This window comes from Gordonia sp. LMA484 (assembly GCF_058129505.1).
The window spans coordinates 4,553,306-4,576,093 of the sequence record NZ_CM176700.1 but is presented as its reverse complement, the minus strand read 5'-3'; the positions used below and the strand labels follow the sequence as shown (position 1 = coordinate 4,576,093).

24 protein-coding genes and 1 pseudogene are annotated in these 22,788 nt (G+C 66.3%); 11 read left to right on the top strand and 14 right to left on the bottom strand.

Going from position 1 to position 22,788, the window contains the following annotated elements:
• The first annotated feature begins 153 nt into the window (after positions 1–153).
• Entirely contained in the window at positions 154–1,407 is a 1,254-nt protein-coding gene (gene purD, locus AC4AMJ_RS20310; RefSeq protein WP_489899338.1) for a phosphoribosylamine--glycine ligase, read from the top strand.
• 269 nt (positions 1,408–1,676) lie between these two features.
• Here the strand turns inward: purD and AC4AMJ_RS20305 are convergent, their stop codons facing one another.
• The 10 genes and pseudogenes from AC4AMJ_RS20305 to AC4AMJ_RS20260 all read right to left on the bottom strand — a co-directional run bounded on the left by AC4AMJ_RS20305 (position 1,677) and on the right by AC4AMJ_RS20260 (position 9,604).
• Positions 1,677–2,636 carry an alpha/beta hydrolase gene (locus tag AC4AMJ_RS20305; protein ID WP_489914318.1) on the bottom strand — a complete coding sequence of 320 codons (960 nt, stop codon included), beginning with the start codon at positions 2,634–2,636 and terminating at the stop codon, positions 1,677–1,679.
• A 68-nt stretch (positions 2,637–2,704) separates the two neighbouring features.
• On the bottom strand, positions 2,705–3,505 hold the full coding sequence (locus tag AC4AMJ_RS20300) for an ABC transporter permease (RefSeq protein ID WP_489899340.1): 801 nt from the start codon (positions 3,503–3,505) through the stop codon (positions 2,705–2,707).
• The gene (locus tag AC4AMJ_RS20295) at positions 3,505–4,488 is read right to left on the bottom strand and encodes an ATP-binding cassette domain-containing protein (RefSeq protein WP_489914317.1); all 984 of its coding nucleotides are present in this window, start codon (positions 4,486–4,488) and stop codon (positions 3,505–3,507) included. Before AC4AMJ_RS20295 ends, AC4AMJ_RS20300 begins: the two co-directional genes overlap by 1 nt.
• The gene (locus tag AC4AMJ_RS20290; RefSeq protein WP_489899342.1) at positions 4,485–5,012 is read right to left on the bottom strand and encodes a GbsR/MarR family transcriptional regulator; all 528 of its coding nucleotides are present in this window, start codon (positions 5,010–5,012) and stop codon (positions 4,485–4,487) included. The genes AC4AMJ_RS20295 and AC4AMJ_RS20290 overlap by 4 nt, the downstream gene beginning before the upstream one ends.
• Before the next feature lie 66 nt (positions 5,013–5,078).
• Positions 5,079–5,231 (bottom strand): DUF8730 family Cys-rich protein, encoded by a 153-nt coding sequence (locus AC4AMJ_RS20285; RefSeq protein WP_489914315.1) that lies wholly within the window; start codon positions 5,229–5,231, stop codon positions 5,079–5,081.
• A 1-nt stretch (position 5,232) separates the two neighbouring features.
• Positions 5,233–5,847, bottom strand: coding sequence for a mycothiol-dependent nitroreductase Rv2466c family protein (locus AC4AMJ_RS20280; protein ID WP_489899344.1), 615 nt, complete (start codon positions 5,845–5,847; stop codon positions 5,233–5,235).
• A gap of 12 nt (positions 5,848–5,859) precedes the next feature.
• A complete protein-coding gene (locus tag AC4AMJ_RS20275) occupies positions 5,860–6,270 on the bottom strand; it encodes a DUF302 domain-containing protein (RefSeq protein ID WP_489914313.1) in 411 nt (136 codons plus the stop codon).
• Between the two features lie 28 nt (positions 6,271–6,298).
• Positions 6,299–6,568 carry a metal-sensitive transcriptional regulator gene (locus tag AC4AMJ_RS20270; RefSeq protein ID WP_489900753.1) on the bottom strand — a complete coding sequence of 90 codons (270 nt, stop codon included), beginning with the start codon at positions 6,566–6,568 and terminating at the stop codon, positions 6,299–6,301.
• Between the two features lie 67 nt (positions 6,569–6,635).
• Positions 6,636–8,783: pseudogene (locus AC4AMJ_RS20265) on the bottom strand (MMPL family transporter).
• Between the two features lie 242 nt (positions 8,784–9,025).
• Positions 9,026–9,604 carry a TetR/AcrR family transcriptional regulator gene (locus AC4AMJ_RS20260; protein ID WP_489899347.1) on the bottom strand — a complete coding sequence of 193 codons (579 nt, stop codon included), beginning with the start codon at positions 9,602–9,604 and terminating at the stop codon, positions 9,026–9,028.
• 86 nt (positions 9,605–9,690) lie between these two features.
• Here AC4AMJ_RS20260 and AC4AMJ_RS20255 point away from each other — a divergent pair, with 86 nt between their 5' ends.
• Positions 9,691–10,596 (top strand): SDR family oxidoreductase, encoded by a 906-nt coding sequence (locus tag AC4AMJ_RS20255; protein WP_489914311.1) that lies wholly within the window; start codon positions 9,691–9,693, stop codon positions 10,594–10,596.
• Positions 10,597–10,614: 18 nt separating this feature from the next.
• On the opposite strand, the gene AC4AMJ_RS20250 is transcribed toward AC4AMJ_RS20255, so the two are convergent.
• Positions 10,615–11,085 carry a nucleoside deaminase gene (locus AC4AMJ_RS20250; protein WP_489914309.1) on the bottom strand — a complete coding sequence of 157 codons (471 nt, stop codon included), beginning with the start codon at positions 11,083–11,085 and terminating at the stop codon, positions 10,615–10,617.
• 138 nt (positions 11,086–11,223) lie between these two features.
• On the opposite strand from AC4AMJ_RS20250, the gene AC4AMJ_RS20245 reads away from it, so the two are divergent.
• The 3 genes from AC4AMJ_RS20245 (at position 11,224) to purB (ending at position 13,765) form a co-directional block, all read left to right on the top strand.
• Positions 11,224–11,817 (top strand): TetR/AcrR family transcriptional regulator, encoded by a 594-nt coding sequence (locus AC4AMJ_RS20245; protein WP_489914307.1) that lies wholly within the window; start codon positions 11,224–11,226, stop codon positions 11,815–11,817.
• A 95-nt stretch (positions 11,818–11,912) separates the two neighbouring features.
• On the top strand, positions 11,913–12,281 hold the full coding sequence (locus AC4AMJ_RS20240; RefSeq protein WP_489900754.1) for a hypothetical protein: 369 nt from the start codon (positions 11,913–11,915) through the stop codon (positions 12,279–12,281).
• Positions 12,282–12,337: 56 nt separating this feature from the next.
• Entirely contained in the window at positions 12,338–13,765 is a 1,428-nt protein-coding gene (gene purB / locus AC4AMJ_RS20235; protein ID WP_489914305.1) for an adenylosuccinate lyase, read from the top strand.
• A 515-nt stretch (positions 13,766–14,280) separates the two neighbouring features.
• Here the strand turns inward: purB and AC4AMJ_RS20230 are convergent.
• Positions 14,281–14,568: an Rdx family protein gene (locus AC4AMJ_RS20230; protein WP_489914303.1), complete on the bottom strand. Its 288-nt coding sequence runs from the start codon at positions 14,566–14,568 to the stop codon at positions 14,281–14,283.
• Positions 14,569–14,602: 34 nt separating this feature from the next.
• On the opposite strand from AC4AMJ_RS20230, the gene AC4AMJ_RS20225 reads away from it, so the two are divergent.
• Entirely contained in the window at positions 14,603–15,493 is an 891-nt protein-coding gene (locus AC4AMJ_RS20225) for a phosphoribosylaminoimidazolesuccinocarboxamide synthase (RefSeq protein WP_489899353.1), read from the top strand.
• 3 nt (positions 15,494–15,496) lie between these two features.
• On the top strand, positions 15,497–17,647 hold the full coding sequence (locus tag AC4AMJ_RS20220; protein WP_489914301.1) for a S9 family peptidase: 2,151 nt from the start codon (positions 15,497–15,499) through the stop codon (positions 17,645–17,647).
• Between the two features lie 347 nt (positions 17,648–17,994).
• Here the strand turns inward: AC4AMJ_RS20220 and AC4AMJ_RS20215 are convergent, their stop codons facing one another.
• Positions 17,995–19,548, bottom strand: a complete 1,554-nt coding sequence (locus AC4AMJ_RS20215; protein WP_489899355.1) for a DHA2 family efflux MFS transporter permease subunit — start codon at positions 19,546–19,548, stop codon at positions 17,995–17,997.
• Positions 19,545–20,105: a MarR family winged helix-turn-helix transcriptional regulator gene (locus tag AC4AMJ_RS20210; protein ID WP_489914300.1), complete on the bottom strand. Its 561-nt coding sequence runs from the start codon at positions 20,103–20,105 to the stop codon at positions 19,545–19,547. Before AC4AMJ_RS20210 ends, AC4AMJ_RS20215 begins: the two co-directional genes overlap by 4 nt.
• A gap of 141 nt (positions 20,106–20,246) precedes the next feature.
• Between AC4AMJ_RS20210 and AC4AMJ_RS20205 the strand changes: the two genes are divergently transcribed.
• The 4 genes from AC4AMJ_RS20205 (at position 20,247) to AC4AMJ_RS20190 (ending at position 22,788) form a co-directional block, all read left to right on the top strand.
• Entirely contained in the window at positions 20,247–20,729 is a 483-nt protein-coding gene (locus tag AC4AMJ_RS20205) for a glutathione peroxidase (protein WP_489914299.1), read from the top strand.
• Between the two features lie 449 nt (positions 20,730–21,178).
• Positions 21,179–21,418, top strand: coding sequence for a phosphoribosylformylglycinamidine synthase subunit PurS (purS, locus tag AC4AMJ_RS20200; protein ID WP_489899358.1), 240 nt, complete (start codon positions 21,179–21,181; stop codon positions 21,416–21,418).
• A gap of 12 nt (positions 21,419–21,430) precedes the next feature.
• The gene (purQ, locus tag AC4AMJ_RS20195; protein ID WP_489899359.1) at positions 21,431–22,111 is read left to right on the top strand and encodes a phosphoribosylformylglycinamidine synthase subunit PurQ; all 681 of its coding nucleotides are present in this window, start codon (positions 21,431–21,433) and stop codon (positions 22,109–22,111) included.
• Entirely contained in the window at positions 22,111–22,788 is a 678-nt protein-coding gene (locus tag AC4AMJ_RS20190; RefSeq protein ID WP_489899360.1) for a hypothetical protein, read from the top strand. Before purQ ends, AC4AMJ_RS20190 begins: the two co-directional genes overlap by 1 nt.

Here is a 22,788-nt window from a genome sequence, read left to right as displayed (position 1 = left end):
GAGCCAACTCTAGGCCCGCGTGCTGTTCGTCCTCCCGAATTTCATTCATCCGCCAGAAGCTTCGGGGGGAGGAATGGAGACCAGGCGGACGAACCGGGTGGCGGCCCGCGCCCAGGCTGACCTCGTCGGTAGGTGCACACTAGAGTCGTCACCGTGCGCGTACTCGTGATCGGCTCGGGCGGCCGCGAACATGCCCTGCTCATCGGACTGTCGGCCGACCCGTCGGTCACCGAACTGCACGTCGGTCCCGGCAACGCCGGGACGTCGGCGATCGCCACCAACCATCCGGTCGATGTCGCGTCGGGCGAGGCCGTCGTGGCTCTGGCCACGAGCGTCGACGCCGACCTGGTCGTTATCGGCCCGGAGGTCCCACTTGTGCTCGGTGTCGCAGATGCCTTGCGTGAGGCGGGTTTCGCCACGTTCGGTCCGAGCGCGGCCGCGGCCCGCATCGAAGGGTCGAAGGCGTTCGCCAAGGACGTGATGGCGGCCGCCGGGGTCCGGACCGCGCACAGCGAGATCGTCGACAACCCGGCCCGCCTCGACGCCGCACTCGACCGGTTCGGGCCGACCTGGGTGGTCAAGGACGACGGCCTGGCCGCCGGCAAGGGCGTCGTCGTGACCGAGGATCGGATGGCTGCCCGTGACCACGCGGCGGAACTCCTCGAGAACGGCCACCCGGTGCTGCTGGAGAGCTTCCTCGACGGACCGGAGGTCTCCCTGTTCTGTCTCGTCGACGGCGAGACGGTGGTCCCACTACTTCCCGCCCAGGATCACAAGCGGGTGGGGGACAACGACGCCGGACCCAACACCGGCGGCATGGGCGCCTACACGCCATTGCCGTGGTTGCCCGATGAGATGACCCAGCAGATCGTCGACGAGGTGGTGAAACCGGTCGCGGCCGAGATGGCGAAGCGGGGAACCCCTTTCTCCGGGTTGCTCTACGCCGGGCTCGCGATCGGCAAGAACGGTCCCGCCGTCGTCGAGTTCAACTGTCGCTTCGGTGACCCCGAGACACAGGCCGTCCTCGCATTGCTCAAATCCCCACTCGGACAAGCCCTCAACGCCACAGCGACGGGAACCCTGGATCAACTCCCGAAGCTGGAGTGGTCCGATGGTGCCGCTGTCACCGTTGTCGTCGCAGCGGAGAACTACCCGGGCAAGCCACGCACCGGGGACGTGATCTCCGGTGCCGACGGCGAGGGTGTTCTGCACGCCGGTACGGCACACAACGACGACGGTGCCGTGGTGTCGGCGGGTGGGCGCGTGCTGGCCGTGGTCGGGACCGGCGCCGACCTCGCCGAAGCGCGCGCCCAGGCCTACGAGCGGATCGCGGGCGTCAAACTGCCCGGCTCACATTTCCGCACCGACATCGGCAAAGCGGCACTCGAGGGCCGGATCTCGCTCTGACGCTAGGTGGTGGTTGCGGCCCTTCGTGACGCATCCTCGCAAGCTCGGAGGCTCCTCAGGGACCGGTGAGTGAACGCTCGGAGGCTCCTCAGGGACCGGTGGGAACGCTCCGCCGCGGTGACGGCGACGGTCGAGGTGGGAAGGCTTGACCGGTTGGGGGGGTGCTCGGAGGCTCCTCAGGGACCGGCGGAAAAGCGCAAGCTCTGTATCCGGTGAGGAAGCTATGTATCCGGTGGGGGAGCTCAGTAACCGACCGGGCCATCGCCGGCTCACCGCGCCAGATTGCGCCCCAGGAATTCGACCTGTTCGGGCAGCACGCTGCGCCAGTAACGGTTGGTGTGTCCGCCTGCCGACGTCCCGAACGCGGCCGGTGGATGCAGCCCTGCGGCCCATTGCCGGGTGTAGGTGAAGAACTGGTCGGACGAGCCGATGCAGATCAACAGGGGGATCTTCGTGAACGCGGGCTGCTGCCCGAACAACGAATTCGCCTGGTAGTCGTCGTAGGAGTCGAAGGCGCGAGCTGGGAAGTTTCGGGGATCGGCCCACAACGCGGGTGAACTGACCGCGACGGCGGCAACTTTCGGTGCGCCGAGCAACGCGCCGAGTCGCAGCGCGCCATACCCGCCCATCGACCAGCCGAACAGCCCGATGCGTTCGGTGGACAGATTCAGCTCCGGGCTCGACGACAGCATGGGGAGGAACTCGTCGAGGATCATCGCGGCCCCGTCGGTACCGTCGGCGCGCGCGTGGAAGTAATTTCGGCCGACGTCGGCGGCGGCCAGCGCGAACGGGGCGTTGCCGGCATCGACATACTGCTGCAGGACATTCTGCATCTGCAGCTTCGACGAGAAGATCGACTTCTCGTTCGTGTTCAGCGCGTGCATCACCAGGACCACCGGCAGCTGCCCGGACACCCCTTCGGGTCGCGCCACCGCCCAGCGGGTGTTCCGCCCGGCCATCTTGGCGGAGACGAAACTGCCGGTGATCAGCGGCGGTCCGCCCTCGGCGATGCTCGGCGGACTGGTCTCCGACGGGAGCTCGTCGTCGGCGGCCCGGGTCTCCAGCTTGCGCGGCTCGACCGTCGTCGGCGACTGGTTCGAGCATGCCGCCAAACCACCGATCAGGGCCGCACCCATGCCGCCCACGAGGACCGAACGACGACTGACCCGGCCGAGGCGATCCTCGATCGGGTCAGTGGCGTTCGTCGGCGAATCACGTTCGGCAGTCATTGCCTCCACAGATTACTGGTCCACCGCTGTTGTCTCCCGACACCACCGCCGGGTGCGCGGCGTGGCGTCTATGCGACGCGCCGACGCCCGTACGTCCGCACCGCGGCGATGTAGGAGACGACCGCGATGCCCACACTCCACGCCACGGCGGCCACCGCGGTCCCGGTCCCGATCGCCGTGCCTGTCAGCAGCCCGCGCAGCGTCTCGGTGACCGGGGTGAACGGCTGGTATTCGGCGAACTGCCGCAGTCCCGGCGGCATCGAGTCGGTGGGTACGAACCCGCTACCGAGGAACGGCAGCAGTGTCAGCAACATCGGTGTGTTGCTGGCGGTCTCGACACTCTTGGCGGCGAGACCGAGGTACACCGCGAGCCAGATGAGCGCAACGCTGAAAAGGACGATCAACCCGGCCGTGGCCAGCCATTCCAGTGCGTTCGCGTTCGGTCGGAAGCCGAGCGCGAGTGCGACGGCGAGGACGACAATGATGCTGAAGACGGTTTGGATGAGGCTGCCCAGCACATGACCGGTCAAGACGGCCGACCGGCTGATGGCCATGGTCCGGAATCGCGCGATGATCCCCGACGTCATGTCCATCGCGACGTTGATCGACGTGCCCTGCACCGCCGCCGCGACCGTCATCAGCAGGACACCGGGCACGACGTAGTTGACGTAGGCCTGCCGTCCGGTCTCCCCGGTGGGGGTGGTCATGTCGGCGCCGAGTTGCCCGCCGAACACGTAGACGAACAGCAGCAGGAACACGATCGGCATCCCGATGAGCAGCACCGTCATCGACGGATACCGGACGATGCGGCGCAGGTTGCGGCGCAGCATGGTGGTCGAGTCGGTCACGGTGTAGGTGAGAGTGGTCATCACGCGGCCCCTGTCTGGTCGGCGGTCTGGGGTTGCTCGGTGGTCTGCTGGCGCCCGGTCAGGGCGAAGAAGACGTCGTCGAGACTCGCGGTGTGCACGGAGATGTCGGTGACCGCCAGGCCGGCGGACTCGATGTGCTCCAATGCATCACGCAAGGTCACCACGGTGTCGTCGGCGGGTAGGTCGAGCCGATGCGCGGGACGGTGAGCGATCCCTTCCGGGAACAGTGTGATCGCCCGCGAGAGGTCGTCATCGTCGGCGAACGTCAGGTGGATCGACGAGCCACGGACGCGGCGCTTCAGTTCGGCAGCGGTACCCTCGGCGACGATACGGCCGTCGTCGAGCAGCGCGATACGGTCGGCCAGCTGATCTGCTTCGTCCAGGTACTGGGTGGTGAGGAAGATCGTCACACCGCTGCGTGCCAGCCCCGCGATCGTCTCCCACAGTGTCCGGCGGCTGCGCGGGTCGAGTCCGGTCGTCGGCTCGTCGAGGAAGATCACCTCGGGTGTGGCTACCAGTGACATCGCGAGATCGAGCCGGCGACGCATGCCGCCCGAGTACGTCGACACCGCACGATCAGCGGCATCAGACAGGTCGAACTGGGCCAGCAACTCGTCGACCCGTGTCTTCCCGGTCGCCTTGGGAAGGTGATGCAGGTCGGCCATCAGGCGCAGATTCTCCCGACCGGTGAGTAGGTCGTCGAGCGCGGCGAACTGTCCGGTGACGCCGATGACCGAACGGATGCCGTCGGGATCGTCGGCCAGATCGTGCCCGCCGACGGTGACGGTGCCCTCATCGGCGGGGAGCAGCGTGGACAAGATGTTGACCGTGGTCGTCTTGCCCGATCCGTTCGGGCCCAGCAGCGCGAAGACCTCGCCCGCGGCGATCGTCAGGTCCAACCCATTCAGAACCACCTTGTCGCCGTAGCTCTTTCGCAACCTTCTGGCGCTGATCGCAAGGGCGGTACCACTGGACTCGTTCATGATTCACTGCTCCCGTCATTCGATGGTGAACTCCATGGATCGACCAGTTCGCCCGACGCGATCAACGAGGCGCGGTGTTTCTTCCACTCCTCGTACAGCGCCGGGATTCGGTCGGTGAGGAAGTCGGCGAGCGCCGCGACCTCGGTCAGGGCGGCCCGTCGGTTGGCATCGGCATCGCGCAGGACGTCAAGCCCTTCGCGGGCGAGGGTGGCCAGTTCCTCGAACTCGCCGATGTCGAACCCCAGTGACTGGGGTGAGGAGAGGTCGATGCTGACCCGGTCCATGCGCTCGCCGGCGGTTCGCGTCCGCTTGACGACGTCGAGCCGTTCGAGGGTTTCCAGAGCGCCGGTGATCGCAGACCTGCTCGCGAGCAGCGCCTCGCTGAGTTCGCTGATGCTCTGCGCCGGCGGGTCGCAGACCGAGAGATATCCGATGACCCGCCCGACCATGGGCGGAAAGCTGAATCGGCGCGCGTAGTAGCGCGCCATGTGGTCGGCGTAGGTGAGCTGTTCGTCGCTGGGCACGACAACAGTATGCAGTGATATCTGAGATAACACAAATTTGTGTCATCTCAGATATCAGAGCTGATATCAGCGGCGGCCGAAGAAGCCCCGCTTCTTTCCGTCAGCGTGCCCGGGGCACCACTGAGCAGGAGGGACCGAGCGCCGGACCGCGTCGACATGCATGCCGCAGCCGGACCAGGTGGTCTTGCCGCACTGGCGGCATCGAGTGGGATGGCACATGTCAGGCGGCGGCCTCTCGCAGGTCCGGCGGCCCGACGCGCGGCCGCTCCACCTGGGCAAAGGCCGGCGTTGCCGCCAGGGCGACGAGCCCGTCGAAAAGTCGATCGGCATCCTCGGCGTCCGGGATCTCGGTGAGTACGGGGCCGAAGAAGGCGCGCCCATCGATGACGATGATCGGGCTGCCCCCGCCGCCGCCGAGCGCGTCCTGACTCGCCTGGTGCGCGGTCCGAACGGCCGGATCCCAGCGCTCGTTGTCCATCGCGCCGACCGCCGAGGGGTCCAGGCCGCACTCGTCGAGTACTTCGCGAGCGACTTCATCGGTCAGTTCGCGGCCGTCGGCGTGCAGACGCTTGCCGAGTGCCAGGTACACGGGTCCGATGTCGGCGGGATCGGCCACTGCGGCGATGAGCCGCCCGGCACGACGCGACGTCGCGATGCGTGCAGCGTGCGCGCCTTGCGCCTCCGCGCCCTCGTTCAGGACGGCCAGGCTCATCTGTTTCCACGTGACCGACGCGTCGCGGCGCTCGGTCACGCCGACGAGCCATCGCGATGCCGCCCAGGCGAATGGGCATACCGGATCGACGAAGATCTCGACCTGCGTTGAGCTGTCGGACATCTCTACCCGCCTTCAGCTCGCGACCGGGGTGCCGAGTGTCGACACGGCCGCCCGCAGCTTCTCGGCGGCGTCGGCCGCGACTTCGGGCAGGCCCGGCGCATCGGTGACCGCGACCATGATGTCGGGGTTCATCGCCTCGACGATGACCCGTCCCGTGTTTTCGGTGTCATCACGGACGACCACGTTGCATGGCAACAGAAGGCCGATCTGTCGGTCGACGTCGAGGGCACGATGGGCCAGTGGTGGGTTGCACGCGCCGAGGATCAGATAGTTCTCCATGTCCTTGTCGAGCTTCTGCTTCAGCGTGGCCTTCACGTCGATCTCGGTGAGGACGCCGAAACCCTGTTCGGACAGGGCTTCTCGGGTACGTGCCACCGCGTCGTCGAAGGTGGTCTCCATGGTCGCGGTGTAACCGAGCTGCATGATGTGTTCCTTTCTGTCGATTTCTACGTCAGGCCAGGGCGAGGAACAGCTTCTCGAGTTGTTCCTCGGTCATGGGTTCGCGGTTGTCGGCATCCTCGCCGGTGAGGCACTGTCGGAGGCCGGTCGCCACGATCTTGAAGCCGGCGCGGTCGAGTGCCCGCGACACGGCGGCCAGCTGGGTGACCACGTCCTTGCAGTCGCGGCCTTGCTCGATCATCGAGATCACGCCGGCCAGCTGGCCATGGGCACGGCGTAAACGGTTCAGGACCACCGTGATCGATTCTTCGTCGCCAACCATCACTTCTCACTTCCTCCGGGGGGTATGGAACCATTCTATACCCCATGGGGTATGTAGAAGCTGAGGATCAATGCCGGAACGAGATGTTCGGCAGGATGCGCCGAAGCCACGCCGGACTCCACCACGCGCCGTGCCCGGTGATCCGCAAGAGCACAGGGAGCAGGACCAGTCGGATGAGGGTGGCATCGAGCAGGACGGCCACGCCCAGGATGATGCCCATCTCCTTCGGCGGAAGTGGCTGGGCGAGGGCGAAGGTGAAGAACACCGCGACCATCACCGCCGCGGCGGCGAAGATGACGCGTCCCGAGTACGCCAGTCCGTCGACGTGCGCGACCTTGGGATCGTTGGACCGTTCATAATGCTCCTTTGCCGTCGCCAGCAGGAACACTGTGTAGTCCATCGCGATCGCGAAGATCATCGCGAAGAAGAACACCGGACCCCAGCCGTCGAGGAAACCCTGTGGTTCGAAGCCGAGCAGGCTCGCGCCGTGGCCGTCCTGGAAGATCAGCCGTGCGACGCCGAACGCGGCCGCCGTGGAGAGCAGGCTCACGATGGTGCCCAGCAGTGCGATCACCGGTGCCTGCAGTGCGATGAGCAGCAGCAGGAATCCGAGGGTCAGGATCACCGCGACGATCACCGGGAACCAGTCGTTCAGCGCTTGCTGGAGATCAATGTTCTCCGCCGGGGCGCCGCCGACGAGTGCGTCGGCCGGCAACGAGTCCCGCAGGTCGGCGACGATGCCGTTCATCTGCTGATCGGACGGATCGACGGTCGGGATCGCCTGCAGCATCGCGTAACCGGAGCCGTCGGTGGCCTGCTGGGGAGGTGTCACCATGGCGATGCCCGGTGTTGCGGAGGCGATCGACGCGGTGTCGGCGGCCTGCGCTTGCGGGACGACGATCTGCAGCGCGCCCGGGGCGCCGTCCCCCATGGCCTCTTGGACCACTGCGTAGCCCTGGCGGACGGGGGCGTCCTCGGGGACAACGTTGATCGAGGGCATCGCCACCTTGAGTCCGATCACCGGCAACGCGAGGGCGATGAGGATGACCAACGATCCGATGGCGAAGGGCCACGGGTGGCGGTGCAGCAGGTTTCCCCACTTCGCGAACAGCGGCGAGCGATGTTGTTGGCGTTTGGCTCAGGGCAGCGACAGTGCGTTGACACCCGTGCCGAGCGCGCCGAGGACCGCGGGCAACAGGGTCATCGTGGCCGCCAGGACGAACACGACCGCCATCATGATCCCGACCGCCATCGTGCGGACCGCCGGCGCGGGGACCAGCAACACCGCCGACAGGCTGACCAGAACGGTCAGGCCCGAGAGCAGGATCGCTTTGCCTGCGGTGTCCATCGTCTCGACGACGGCCGCTCTCGAGTCCTTACGTGCGGCCATCGATGCGCGGAAGCGCGACACCAGGAACAACGCGTAGTCGATGCCCAGGGCCAACGCGAACATCATCGCGAAGTTCATGGCCCACACCGAGATCGGGGTGACCATGTTGAGCAGGACCAGCGCCCCGGCGGATGCGATCAGGCCGGCGATGGTCAACAGCAGTGGGAGGCCGGCAGCGACCAGGGAACCGAAGGCGACCACCATGATGGCCAGCGTGATCGGCCAGGACACCATCTCGGCCTTGATCATCGCCTCGTGGTTGGCCTTGTTGAAGTCACTCCACAGCGCAGACGCGCCCGTCGGATAGACATCGATCCCGTTGCCGGACAATGCCGTGAGTGCGTCCTTGTGCTCGTCGACCGCCTTCACCATGTCGTCGGGTGTCGCGGCGGCGCCGACCAGGACGATGCCCGTGTGGCCGTCACTGCTGATCGTCATACCCGGCTGCGGTGGGACGACCTCGCCGAACCGGTTGTCTGCGTGGGCGATCGTGGTGATCTCGTCGACCACCTGAGCGACCTGCGGACTCGAGATCGACTGGTCGTCGGAGTGGATCACGACCTGCACGGCCGCCGACGAGTTGCCACCGAAATGTTCCTGTGCGAGTTCGCGGACCGCGACCGACTCCGAGCCGTTGGCCTGCCACCCCGCACCGGCCAACGAACTGAAAACCGACGGTGCGGCGACGCCGAGGCCTATCACCACGAGCGCCCAGATCCCGAACACCCACCGTCGGTGGTTTGCGGTCCACCCGCCGAGGCGTCCCAGTGGGCCGGGACGCTTGGTCTGGTGGGCTTCTGTACCCACTTCTGTCGTTGCGGTCATGTCTCCTCCATATACCCATGGGGGTATCTCTAGGCCGTCGACGACCATACCCCAGGGGGTATACATCCGGCAAGGAGTGGCGCCGTGGCGCGCGCGGATCTGGTGTGGCAGAAAACCGCCCCGGAGCGGGCCGTGGTCGGCGATACGCCGAGCTCTGCGCTGCACCGGGCGGTTTTCGAAGCCGATCTCGTGTGGACCCGCCGATCGGCAGGGGGTCATTCAGACGATCGGACGACGGGAGGTCAGTTGTCGGGTGTGTGCGTGGCCACGCCGCGGAGAGTGCGCATGGCGGCCGCCAGCTTTGCGTTGAGTGGCTCGGAGTTGTCCGGCGCCACCCAGGCGGCGAAGGCGGTCTTGAACACCGCGATGCCCATCTCGGCCACGAGACGGGCGGTCGTGTCGTCCAGCCCTTGGGCGACAAACGTTTTCGCCACGGCATCGGTCAGGGCTGTCATCTTGAGCGCTTCACGCTCTTGGAGTTCTGGATTCGCGTCGATGACGCTCTGGCGGATGCGCGAGAACGGCTGTCGGTCGGAGAAGAAGGCGTCGGCCGCATGATCGAGTGCAATGGCGATGGCGTCGAGGGGTGCGAGTGAGGCAGGGCATTCGGCCAGTCGCTCGACGATCTCGTGCTCCAGTGCGCGGCCGCCGTCGAACAGGACCTCGCGCTTGTCGCCGAAATGTCGGTAGAAGGTGCGTTCGGTGACGCCCGCCGCCTCGGCGATGTCGGCGACCGATGTGGCGTCATAGCCGCGTTCGACGAACAGTGTCAGCGCCGCCTGCTGCAGGCGCATGCGTGATCCCGCCGGCCAGCGTCCCATGGGCCCAGGATACGTGATGACAGGTTGTGACATCAGGCGTACGGTAGGTGATGTCACAACCTGTCATCAAGGACGAGGAGAGTCTCATGCAGGTATTTGTCACCGGCGCATCCGGGCACATCGGTTCCGCAGTGATTCCCGAACTGATCAACGCGGGACACACGGTCGTCGGATTGGCCCGATCCGACGCCTCCGCCGCGGCGATCGAGGAGTTCGGTGCGCAGGTCAGACGGGGAGACCTGGACGACCTCGACATATTGGCCGACGCGGCAGCCAACGCCGACGGCGTCATCCACCTGGCCTTCAAGCATGACCTGATGCAGACCGGCGATCTCGCCACCGCGGCGGCCGCGGACCTGACGGCGGTGCGGGCGATGGCTGATGCACTCGTTGGCACGGGCAAGCCCTTTGTCGGCACGTCCGGCACTGCGCTGATCGCACTGATGGGCGTGACCGGACGCCCCGGAACCGAGGACGACGTGTTCGACGGCGGGTACCGCATCGACACCGAGAACGAGATCATCGCTCTCGCGTCGCACGGGGTCCGATCGTCGGTGCTGCGGCTGCCGCCGTCGGTGCACAGCGATCTCGACCATCACGGATTCGTCCCCGGGCTGATCGGTTTCGCCCGCGAGAACGGATTCTCCGGCTACCCGGGCAATGGCACGAACCGCTGGCCGGCGGTGCACACGCGCGACGCCGCCCGGCTGTACCGGATGGCGCTGGAGTCGGCGCCCGGCGGGACACGCCTCCACGCTGTCGGTGACGAGGGTGTCGCGTTCCGGGAGATCGCCGAGGCCATCGGTCGTGGACTCGGAATACTCACGGCCACAGTCGCGCCCGATGAACTGGCAGACCGGTTCCACTATCTCGCCGGGTTTGTCACGGCCGACAACCCGGTATCGGCCGCGCTGACCCGTCAGGTGATGGACTGGAAGCCCGAGCGGCCGGGCCTCATCGAGGACATCGACTCGGGGCACTACTTTCGGTAGGCCGAGGAGGCCTGGCGGTCAGGGCCGCCAGAAGCCGGCGTGGACCTCGCGGGCGGCGGGGATGTCGTGGGGGCCGCGCACCGACGTCGGGTGTGCCCCGTGGGCGAAGACGTCGCGGCACGGCAGAGACATCGTCGGGTTCTCGGGATCGTCGCCGGTCATCGACCGGAGATCGGTCTCGCTGAGGGCGTACACCACCGTCGGGATGCGCGCCCAGTAGATGGCGCCCGCGCACATCGCGCACGGTTCGGTACTGGTGTACAGCGTCAACGCCGCCCGCGCCCGCAGGTCGAACCGTCGCCCCGCGGCACGCACGAGGTTCGTCTCGGCGTGGCCGGTCGGGTCTGCGTCGGTGATCACCGTGTTCAGTGCGGTCAGCACCACCTCGCCGTCCGCGTCGACGAGCAACGCGCCGAATGGGTGATCGCCACGGGCGCGCGCCGCTGCGGCGAGATCGATCGCCTGGCGGAGGAAGGTCTCGTCGTCCATGTATCGATCGTCTCAAGATTCGGGCGAACCGACCGCATGTAGTGGGTCGCTGTGCGTCGAGGTGTCGAATTCGTTGACCGCGTAGCGGCTTTTGCCAAAGCAACACCCGGCAGGCGAGCGCTTTGGCAGCATGATTCCATGACTTCGGCGGCGACCCCCAAGGGGCTGCGACGTCGGTCCCGACTCATCGAGGCCGCCGGTGAGTTGCTGCTCGAAGGCGGCTTCGATGCGGTCCGGCATCGTGCCGTCGCCGAGCGCGCTCAGCTGCCGCTGGCGTCGACGACCTACTACTTCGGTTCACTCGAGGATCTGATGGCCGAGGCCGCCGCGCACGTCTGCCGCAACGACGAGGACTGCATCGCGGCGCGCCGTGACGCATTGTCGCGCCGTCGGCGCGGGGGACACGCCACCGCCGATGCTCTTGCCGAGGTGTTCGTCGGTCCCGAGACGAGCATCCAGATGCTGGCCGCCCGATACGAGACCATCACCCTTGCGGCGCGCTACCCGCGTCTGCGTGACGTCGTCACCGACCGGCGGGTGCTCTTGTCCGAGATGCATTCCGATGTGCTGCAGAAGTCCTTCCGGGTGGCCGACCCGGTCCACGTCGAACAGTTGATCGCTGTGGAGGACGGCGCGGTGATGGGTGCCCTGGGGCTGCCGCAGGTGACCCCGTACGCTGCGGCACGGGACGCGTTGATCGAGGTCATCGAGGTGCTCGCACCGCGCGGATGACCCGCCGGATGAGGACAGGGGGAGAGATCATGTCGAGGTTCGACACAGCCGGGACCGGGAGGGGGCGCCGGAGAAGGTCCACGGTGTCGGCGATGATGGCCGGTGGGCTCATGGTGCTCGGGTTGTTCGCTGCCACACCGGGATCCGCCGGTGCCGCGCCTGTCGGCAAGGTCGACGCCGGTGTGCCGTTCTCCTCGGTGGTCTATGGAACCGGGTGTCTGTACGACCTGACAGTTCCGGTGAACTCGTCGGGGAGGGTCACATTCTTCGAACGCGCCCAGGGGTATCCCGAGCGGCTCATCGGCACGGCCCAAGCCGACGGCGCCATCGCGACCATCCGTTGGGTACCGCGCCGCATCGGGGATCGATTGCTCTACGCCAAGCAGGGTGGGGTGACGGGACCGGTGACCGTCATGCGCGTCCACCAGGGCTACGGCTCGGGCTGGGCCTGCTTCGCGCTGTAGGGCGGGTCTCCCGCGCGGATTCCCGGGCTGAGGGGCCGCACGACTACACTGTGTGCGTGTCGAAGCCTGCCATCTCCAACGTCCTGGCCAGTCGTTATGCCTCCACCGAGCTCGCTGAGCTGTGGTCGCCACGCAACAAGATCGCTCTCGAGCGCCAACTGTGGATCGCGGTGCTCAAGGCACAACGCGACCTGGGTATCGACGTCCCCGACGGCGCGATCGCCGACTACGAGAAGGTCGTCGACCAGATCGACCTCGACTCCATCGCCGACCGTGAGCGGATCACCCGACACGACGTGAAGGCGCGGATCGAGGAGTTCAACGCGCTGGCCGGACATGAGCAGATCCACAAGGGAATGACCAGCCGCGACCTCACCGAGAACGTCGAGCAGCTGCAGATCCTGCGGTCGCTCGAACACGTGTATGCCCACGGCGTCGCCGTGCTCGCCCGCATCGTCGACCGCGCCGCTCAGTATTCGACCATCGTGATGGCCGGTCGAAGCCACAATGTCGCCGCGCAGGCGACCACGTTGGGCAAACGTTTCGCCAGTGCCGCCGACGAGCTGATGGTCGCGCTGACCCGTGTGCGTGAACTCATCGATCGGTATCCGCTGCGCGGTATCAAGGGCCCTATGGGGACGTCGCAGGACATGCTCGACCTGCTCGGCGGGGATGCCGCCAAACTCGCCGATCTGGAGAGCCGCGTCGCCGACCATCTCGGGTTCGCCCGGTCCCTGACGTCGGTCGGACAGGTCTACCCGCGCTCCCTCGACCACGACGTCGTCTCGGCGTTGGTGCAGGTGGCGGCCGGTCCGTCGTCGCTGGCTCACACCATCCGGCTGATGGCCGGGCACGAGTTGGTGACCGAAGGCTTCCAGCCGGGCCAGGTCGGCAGCTCGGCGATGCCACACAAGATGAACACCCGCAGCTGCGAGCGGGTCAACGGGCTTCAGGTGATCCTGCGTGGCTACGGCTCGATGGCCGCCGAGCTCGCCGGTGCGCAATGGAACGAGGGCGACGTCTTCTGCTCGGTGGTACGCCGGGTGGCGTTGCCCGACGCATTCTTCGCCATCGACGGCCTGATGGAGACCTTCCTGACGGTGCTGGCCGAGTTCGGTGCATATCCGGCCGTGATCGCCAACGAACTCGACCGCTACCTCCCGTTCCTGGCCACGACCAAGGTGTTGATGGCCTCGGTGCGTGCCGGGGTCGGCCGGGAGAGTGCCCACGAGGCGATCAAGGAGAACGCCGTCGCCGTCGCCCTCGCGATGCGCGAGGAGGGCCGCGAGCCCGATCTGCTGGACCGACTCGCCGCCGACGATCGCATCCCGCTCGACCGGGCCCAGCTGGACGAGCTGCTCGCCGACAAGTCCGTGTTCGTCGGGGCCGCCGAAGCGCAGGTGGCCGAGGTCGTCGCCGCGGCGGAGAAGATCATCGCCCAGTATCCGGACGCCGCGGCCTACACGCCGGCACCGATTCTGTAGTTCCCGTTCTTGCTCTGAGGCGTCACCCCACCCGTCCCTGAGGAGCTTCGTGAGGAATGAGCGCTGCGTCGCCCCAATCGGCCCCTGTGGAGCCTGGTGAGGAGCGAGCGCTGCGTCACCTCATCGGTCCCTGAGGAGCTTCGTGAGGAATGAGCGCTGCGTCGCCCCATCGGTCCCTGTGGAGCTTCGTGAGGAGCGAGCGCTGCGTCGCCCCATCGGTCCCTGAGGAACCTGGTGAGGAATGAGCGCTGCGTCGCCCCATCGGTCCCTGAGGAACCTGGTGAGGAATGAGCGCTGCGTCGCCCCATCGGTCCCTGAGGAGCCTGGTGAGGAACGAGCGCTGCGTCACCCCATCGGTCCCTGAGGAGCCTCGCGAGGAACGAGCGCTGCGTCGCCCCATCGGTCCCTGAGGAGCCTCGCGAGGAACGAGCGATGCGTCACGAAGGGCGCCCGTCGTGAAGGCCGCTCCTCAGGGGGCGGTTGGCGGGCTCGAGCAGGGATCAGTTGGCCCCTCCTCAGTCCTCCGCCGCACGATCCGCGTGCCCCAGACTCCAATCGGGTAGGGCGACGTCACGCACCAGCCGTTTCAAAGTCACCACATCGGGGAAACCACCGTCGCGTTTGCGCTCCCAGACCCGCTGGTCATCGACATCGATGTGGAAGACGCCGCCGGTGCCGGGGACCAGCGTCACCGAGCCCAACTCGGTACCGAACGTGTTCAGGAGCTCCGAGGCCATCCACGAGGCGCGCAGCAGCCAGTTGCACTGGGTGCAGTAGGTGATGGTGATCTGTGGACCGGTCATGCGATGCAGACTGTCACACCACTAGGGTCGATGCATGCGTCCCGAACTGCACTCCTATACGCACGTCGCGTCGGGGAAGGTCCGCGAGATCTACGAGATCGACGCCGACACCCTGCTGCTGGTCGCCTCGGACCGGATCTCCGCCTATGACCACATCCTGAGTCCGGCGATTCCGGACAAGGGTCGCATCCTCACGGCGATGAGCTTCTTCTGGTTCGACGTGCTCGGTGTGGCCAATCACCTGGCCGGCGGCCCGACCGACGAGCGCATCCCGGCCGAGGCGGTCGGCCGCGCGATGGTCGTACGCAAGCTGCCGATGGTGCAGGTCGAGTGTGTCGCGCGGGGATATCTCACCGGCTCCGGACTGCTCGACTATCGAGCGACCGGGTCGGTCTGCGGCGTCGAACTGCCCGAGGGCCTCGAGGAGGCGAGCAAGCTACCTGCGCCGATCTTCACACCGGCGACGAAGGCTGCGCAAGGTGATCACGACGAGAACATCAGCTTCGAACGGGTTGCCGAGCAGGAAGGTGCCGAACTCGCCGAACGTCTACGTGCAGCCACCCTCGACATCTACGGACGCGGCGCGGCGCTGGCGGCCGACCGCGGAATCATCCTGGCCGACACCAAGTTCGAGTTCGGGCTCGATGAGGACGGGCAGCTCGTCCTCGCCGATGAGGTGCTCACGCCCGACTCGTCGCGGTACTGGGAGGCCGCCACCTATCGACCCGGCGAAGTGCAGCCGAGCTTCGACAAACAGATCGTCCGCAACTGGCTCACCGGCCCGGACTCCGGGTGGGACCGGGTTGCCGATGCGCCCCCACCGCCGCTGCCCGAGCCCGTCGTGTCACGCACACGAGCACGCTACATCGAGGCCTACGAATGGATTTCGCAGAAGTCCTTCGCCGACTGGCCGGATCACGAGTAGGAGATGGATGTGAGTACCGACGTCACCGCGCCGGTGGCCAAGAAGGTCCCCACCGAGCGCACCCACCACGGCGACACCTTCCTCGACGACTACGAATGGTTGCGGGACAAGGACGATCCCGAGGTGATCGCCTACCTCGAGGCGCAGAACGCCTTCACCGAGAAGCACACCGACCAACTCGCCGATCTACGCGCCCAGATCTTCTCCGAGATCAAGAGTCGCACCCAGGAGACCGACATGTCGGTCCCCAGCCGGCGCGGCAGGTACTGGTACTACGCACGGACGCAAGAGGGCAAACAGTACGCGATCCGCTGCCGTTGCCCCATTGCGGCAGAAGATGATTGGACTCCACCCGAAGTCGCCGCCGACGCCGCGCTGCCGGGCGAGGAAATCCTCCTCGACGCGAACGTCGAGGCCGAGGGTCACGACTTCTTCAGCCTCGGCGCGCTGACCGTCAGTGACGACGGCGACTGGCTGGCCTTCAGCACCGACGTCGTCGGTGACGAGCGGTACACCCTGCGATTCAAGAACCTCGGCACCGGCGAACTGCTCGACGACGTCATCGCCAACACCGCGGGTGGTGCGGTCTGGTCGGCCGACGCCAAACACGTCTTCTATCAGACCGTCGACGAGGCGTGGCGGCCTGACACGGTGTGGCGTCACGATATCGGGTCGGGTGGCGACGATGTCCGAGTCTTCCACGAACCCGACGAGCGGTATTGGGTGGGAATGGGTTCCACCCGCAGCGACAAATATCTGATGATCGGTGTCGGATCAAAGATCACGTCCGAGGTGTACGTGCTTCCCGCCGACGACCCGACCGGCGAATTCCGAAGCGTCGCCGAACGGGTCGAGGGCGTCGAGTACAGCGTCGAGCATGCGGTGATCGGCGGCGACGACTATTTCGTCATCGTGCACAACGACGTCCGGGACGGGGTGAAGGCGGAGAACTTCGCGATCGACATCGCCCCGGCCGCCGATCCGTCCAACCGCCGGGAACTCATCGCGCACGACCTGGATCTGCGGATCGAGGATCTCGACGCCTTCCGTGACTATCTCGTGCTGTCCTACCGCCGTGACGCGCTGCCCAAACTGGCGATCGCCGATCTCCGGACGATCGACGGAATCCCTTCGCGGACAGACTTCCACGAGGTCACCTTCCGAGAGGAACTGTGTTCGGCCGGGCTGGGTGGCAACCCGGAGTGGGTGACACCCCGGCTGCGCATCGGCTACGCGAGTTTCGTCGATCCGACCGAGATCCTCGACCTCGACGTTGCTTCCGGCGAACTCACACTGTTGAAGCGCCAGCCCGTGCTCGGCGGCTACGACGCCGAAGACTATGTTCAGTCACGGGAATGGGCCACCGCGGCCGATGGGACCAAGATCCCGCTGTCGGTCGTGCGGCGCAAGGGCGTCGACGAATCTCGTCCCGCGCCGCTACTGCTCTACGGCTACGGCTCGTACGAGACCAGTATCGATCCATCGTTCTCGGTGTCGCGTCTGTCAATGCTCGATCGCGGGGTGGTATTCGTTCTGGCCCACATCCGGGGCGGTGGCGAGATGGGGCGGCACTGGTACGAGAACGGTAAGACGCTCACGAAGAAGAACACCTTCACCGACTTCGTCGACGCCGCCCGCCACCTCGTCGACAGTGGGTGGACGACACCGGAACACATGGTGGCCGAAGGCGGCTCGGCCGGTGGGCTGCTGATGGGAGCGGTTGCCAATCTGGCGCCGGAGCTGTTCAACGGCATCCTCGCCTCGGTGCCGTTCGTCGACGCGCTCACCTCGATCCTCGACCCGTCGCTGCCGCTGACCGTGATCGAGTGGGACGAGTGGGGCGATCCGCTGCACGACCCGGACGTGTACGCGTACATGAAGTCCTACTCGCCCTACGAGAACGTCGGTGCCAAGCCGTATCCCCCGATCCTGGCGTTGACATCTCTGAACGACACCCGCGTGCTGTTCACCGAGGCCGCCAAGTGGGTTGCGCGTCTGCAGGAGCTGAGCACCTCGGACAACCTGGTCCTGCTCAAGACGGAGATGTCGGCCGGCCACGGCGGTGTCAGCGGCCGCTACAAGCAGTGGGAAGAGGTTGCGTTCGAGCTGGCCTGGATACTGCAGCAGACGGGGGCGGTGAACGCCGACTCGTAGTCGGGTGGGTCCCGGCGCCGAGAGAACCCTGTTTCGCGCCGAGAGAACCCTCCGGTACGCCGAGAGAACCCGCTGTACGCCGAGAGAACCCGGAATAACGCCGAGAGAATCCTGTTTCGCGCCGACAGCACCCAGCTGTACGCCGAGAGAACCCGGAAAAACGCCGACAGCACCCAGATCTTGTGTGTCTGGGTGCTGTCGGCGTTGTAGGGCTGGGTGCTGTCGACGTTTTTCCGGGTTCTCTCGGCTCCCATGCTGGGCACGTTGAATGCCTCGGGTGCCGGGTGCCGGGTGCCGGGTGCCGGGTGCCGGGTGCCCGATGGCTCGAGCGCCGAGCGCGGTGCGAGCTAGTGCATCATGACCGGCGCGGCGGCCATGTCCTCCTCGACCAGCGGGGACTTGATCTTCTTGCGCGGCAGGAAGAAGGCCGGGATCAGGCACACGGCGATCAGCACCGACGTCACCACGAAGGTGGAGCCGAAGGCGTTGGCCGCGGCCTCGAAGAACGACGTCGGGATCGGCGTGTTCTGCATCTGCTCGGGCAGGCTGTCGGGCGCCGTGTTCGACGCGATCGCCAACATGCCCTCCGGTGCGTCCTTCAGGTTGGTCGCCAAGATCACGGCGATGACGGCCGAACCGATCGACGATGCGGTCTGCTGGACGACGTTCATCAAAGTCGAACCATCGGGCACCTGGGCGTTGGTCAGGGTCGCCAGGGCGGCAGACATGATCGGCATCATGGTCATACCCATGCCGAGGCCCTGCACGAACAGTGCGCCGCAGAGCACCCAATAGGTGGTCGTCGCGCCGACGAACACGAACGTGCCCATACCCAGGAACATGAGCACGATGCCGACGAGAACGAACTTGCCGGGGCCGATCTTGTCGGTCATCCGTCCGGCGATCGGCATCGTCAGCATGGCGCCGATACCCTGCGGAGCGAGGAGCAGACCGGCGGACAGAGTGGTCTCGCCGCGGACCCCGATGAAGTACTGCGGGAACAGCAATGACGCTCCGAAGAACGCGATCATGAAGAACGTCATCGAGATCACCGCGATGGTCAGCGTCCGATTGCGGAACAGGCGCAGATCGAGCAGCGGCTTGTCGCTGCGCAGTGCGTGCCCGATGAACGCGGCGATCAGGACTGCGCCGATGATGGCCGGGACGAGAACCTTGGCCGAGATGAACGTGCCCGCCTCGTTGCTCGACGAGATGCCGTACAGGAACAACGCCAAACCAGGTGACAACAAGAGCAGTCCGACGAAGTCGATCGACGGCCGCGACGTCTCCTCATCACCACGCAGAGCGAACCACGAGTAGATGATCGCGACGATGCCGATCGGCACGTTGATCAGGAATACCCAGTGCCACGAGGCCTTCTCGATGAGCAGGCCGCCGAGGATCGGACCCGCGATCGGGCCGAGCAGCATCGGGATACCGAGCACAGCCATCACCGAGCCGACGCGTTCCGGTCCGGCCGCCTTGGTCAGGATCATCATGCCGATCGGCATCAGCAGGCCGCCGCCGAGACCCTGGATGACGCGGAACGCGACCAGGGATCCGATGTTCCATGCCAGTGCGCAGAGCGCGGAACCGAGGACGAACATCACCAGCGAGGTCAGATAGACCTTCTTGGTCCCGAAACGTGCTGCCGCCCAGCTGGACAGCGGGATGACCGCGGCCAGGGCCAGCGTGTACCCGGTCATCGTCCAGGCCGCACCGGCCGCGTCGGTGTTGAACTCCTGCTGGAAGGTGTTCTGCGCCACCGACACCACGGTGACGTCGAGAATCGACATGATCGCGCCGAGCACGACCACACCGGCGACGATCAGCACGTGCCTGTCGAGTTTGGTATCCGGTGGACCCGCGTGCGCGTGGGCCGGAGTGGATGCAGAGGTCATGAACCGACTTTCTGTGACGTATCCGGTGATGAGGAATCCGTCGGTATGGAGTCACCGACGTGGGAGAAGAAGTCGACATCGCTGTCGATGATCGGGCCAAGCGCGTCGTGTAGGCCGTTGCGAAGCCGCTCGGGCAGTCCGGTGACGAACGTGCGGACGAGGTCGTGCTTGATGTCCAGTTGGGAATCGACGAGGGCGCTGCCCTCGGTGGTCAGCGACACCCGCTTGACCCGTCGATCCGTCGGGTCCTCGCGGCGGTCGACGAGACCCGCGACAACGAGTTTGTCGACCGTCCGTCCTGCCGCGGCGAGCGACAGGGACACGTGGTCGGCGATCTCGTTCAGGGACATGCAATCGACGCCGTCGCCGTGCGCTCCCAGTGCGAACAGAACCCGCATCTGCGAGAAGGTGAGATCGGTCGCGGCGAGGTTGTCCATCGCGTGTGCCTTGCCGATGCATGCCAACCGGTCGAGGAAGCCGAGCAACGTGGTGCAGGCAGTCTCGACGGACTCCGCGGTGCGGGCGTCGTCGCTGGTCGACGGAGGGGTTTCGGACACCCAATAAAACTAACGCCGACGCAACTATTTCGTGAACGCAATTAATGGTGAGATCGGACATATCGGTGCTGCCGTAGTGATGGGGGTCATATGCGCGACGAAACGGGCCGCCCTCTACCGGCCTGCGCTAGCGTCGGTGGGGTGAGCAACATCAAGGACATCCCCGTCAACGCACTCGATGGCAGCACCCTCGACCTCTCCGGCTTCGCCGGTCCGATGCTGGTGGTGAACGTTGCCAGCAAGTGCGGTTTGACCCCGCAGTACACCGGGCTCGAGGAGATCGCGAAGACCTATCGCGACCGCGGTCTGACGGTTGTCGGCATGCCGTGCAACCAGTTCATGGGCCAGGAACCGGGCACCGCGGAAGAGATCGCCACGTTCTGCTCGACCAGCTACGGAGTGACGTTCCCGCTGCTGGAAAAGGCCGACGTGAAGGGCGACGATCAGCATCCGCTGTATGCCGAACTCACCAAGGCCGCCGACGCCGAGGGCGAGGCCGGTGACGTGCAGTGGAATTTCGAGAAGTTCCTGGTCGACGCCAACGGAGCGGTCGTCAACCGTTTCCGCCCGCGTACCGAGCCGACCGATCCCACGGTCATCTCCGCGATCGAAGCCGTTCTGTAGTCGCCTCGCTTCGACCACCTGGTCTGTAGGAGCCGGCGAGGTTGCGACCACGTCGCTCCCTGAGGAGTCTCCGAGCCTGCGAGGTTGCGACCACGTCGCTCCCTGAGGAGCCTCCGAGCCTGCGAGGTTGCGACCACCTCGCTCCCTGAGGAGCCTCCGAGCCTGCGAGGATGCGTCACGAAGGGGCGGCCCTTCGTGACGCATCGCTCGTTCCTCGCGAGGCTCCTCAGGGATCGGGTGGTGACGCATCGCTTGTTCCTGGCGAGGCTGCTCAGGGTTCGGGTGGTGGCGCATCGCTCGTTCCTCGCGAGGCTCCTCAGGGTTCGGGGTGGGTTGAGGTCGGCGGCCGGTCCGGCGGCGGGTCGCCGCACCGCGGCGCGCGTGCGACCTCAGCCCACCCGGTAAGGTGTTCGCTGAACAGCGCACCAGCGAGAACGGAGCAGTAGCCCATGGCGCGAGTGGTGGTCGATGTGATGCCGAAGGCCGAGATTCTCGATCCCCAGGGCCAGGCGATCGTGGGGGCGTTGGGGCGGCTCGGGTTTGCCGGGATCGGCGACGTCCGGCAGGGCAAGCGTTTCGAACTCGAGGTCGATGACTCCGTGGACGATGTGATGCTCGAGCGGATCGCCGAAGAGCTCCTCACCAACACGGTGATCGAGAACTTCAACGTCTCCCGCGTCGCTGACTGAGGGGCCCGGATCATGAGTGCTCGTATCGGGGTCATCACTTTCCCCGGGACTCTCGACGATGTCGACGCGGTGCGCGCGGCCCGGATCGCCGGCGCAGAACCGGTTGAGTTGTGGCACGGCGACGCCGATCTCAAGGGTGTCGACGCGGTCATCGTGCCCGGAGGCTTCTCCTACGGTGACTATCTGCGCGCCGGCGCCATCGCCCGGTTCGCGCCGGTGATGGGTTCGGTTCTCGACGCCGCCGCCAAGGGTATGCCGGTGTTGGGCATCTGCAACGGATTCCAGGTGCTGTGCGAGGCCGGACTGCTGCCGGGTGCGCTGACCCGCAACGAAGGTCTGCACTTCATCTGCCGCGACCAGTGGTTGAAGGTCGAGTCGAACACGACAACCTGGACCAGCCGATTCGAACGCGGCGCCGAGATCCTCATCCCGCTCAAATCCGGTGAGGGGCGGTTCGTCGCGCCGCAGAGCAAGCTCGAGGAACTCGAGGGTGAGGGTCGGATCGTCTTCTCCTACGCCGGCGGTAACCCCAACGGTTCGGTCCTCGACATCGCGGGGATCGCGAGCCCGGACGGCCGGATCGTCGGTCTCATGCCACATCCCGAGCACGCCACTGAGCCGCTGACCGGGCCCAGCGACGACGGCCTCGGCCTGTTCTACTCCGTCATAGATTCGGTCTTGGCCGCCGCCTGATGACATCGGTGCTCATGGCGGTGTTCGGTATCGCCATGCTGGGCCTCTTCATCGTCACCCTGCGCCTGCTGCCGAAGGTGGGCGGTGTTGGCCTCCTCGTCGGGGCGATCCTGCTCGGACTGGCCTACGACAACTTCGCGGTCGCGGTCGGCCGGTTCGTGGGGTACGGCGACACCCTGATGGCGATCAACGTGCCCCGCTTCTGGATTCACGCGATCGCCACCCCTCTGCTGATCATTGTCGTGGGTATCCTGGTCGCCCGGCTGCCGGTGGAGCAGGTGCGCTCGCGCAACGTCGCGATCGGCGGATGTCTCCTGGTCGCCATGCTGATCGCGATCGGGATCGTCAACGACGTGGTCCGGCTGGACCTCGAGCCCGAGGATGCGGGTGATGCCCTCCGGTACATCAACACTGGGGTCGACGGGCCGGCCCTGCCGGCGATCATCACCGTGCTCGCCATCCTCGTTCTCGGCGTGATGGCCTTGCGGTATGCGGGTTTTCCGTGGCTGATCGTCGGGGCGCTGGTGATGTTCGCAACGGCGGTCGTCGGCTCCTCGGTCCTGTGGGTGGCCAACCTCGGGGAGCTCGTGCTGATGGCATCGGTCGTGGCCACGATGGCTGTGGTCGGTGGTGTCCGCATCCCGGCCGCACACCTTTTCGTCGGAGGTACGAGATGA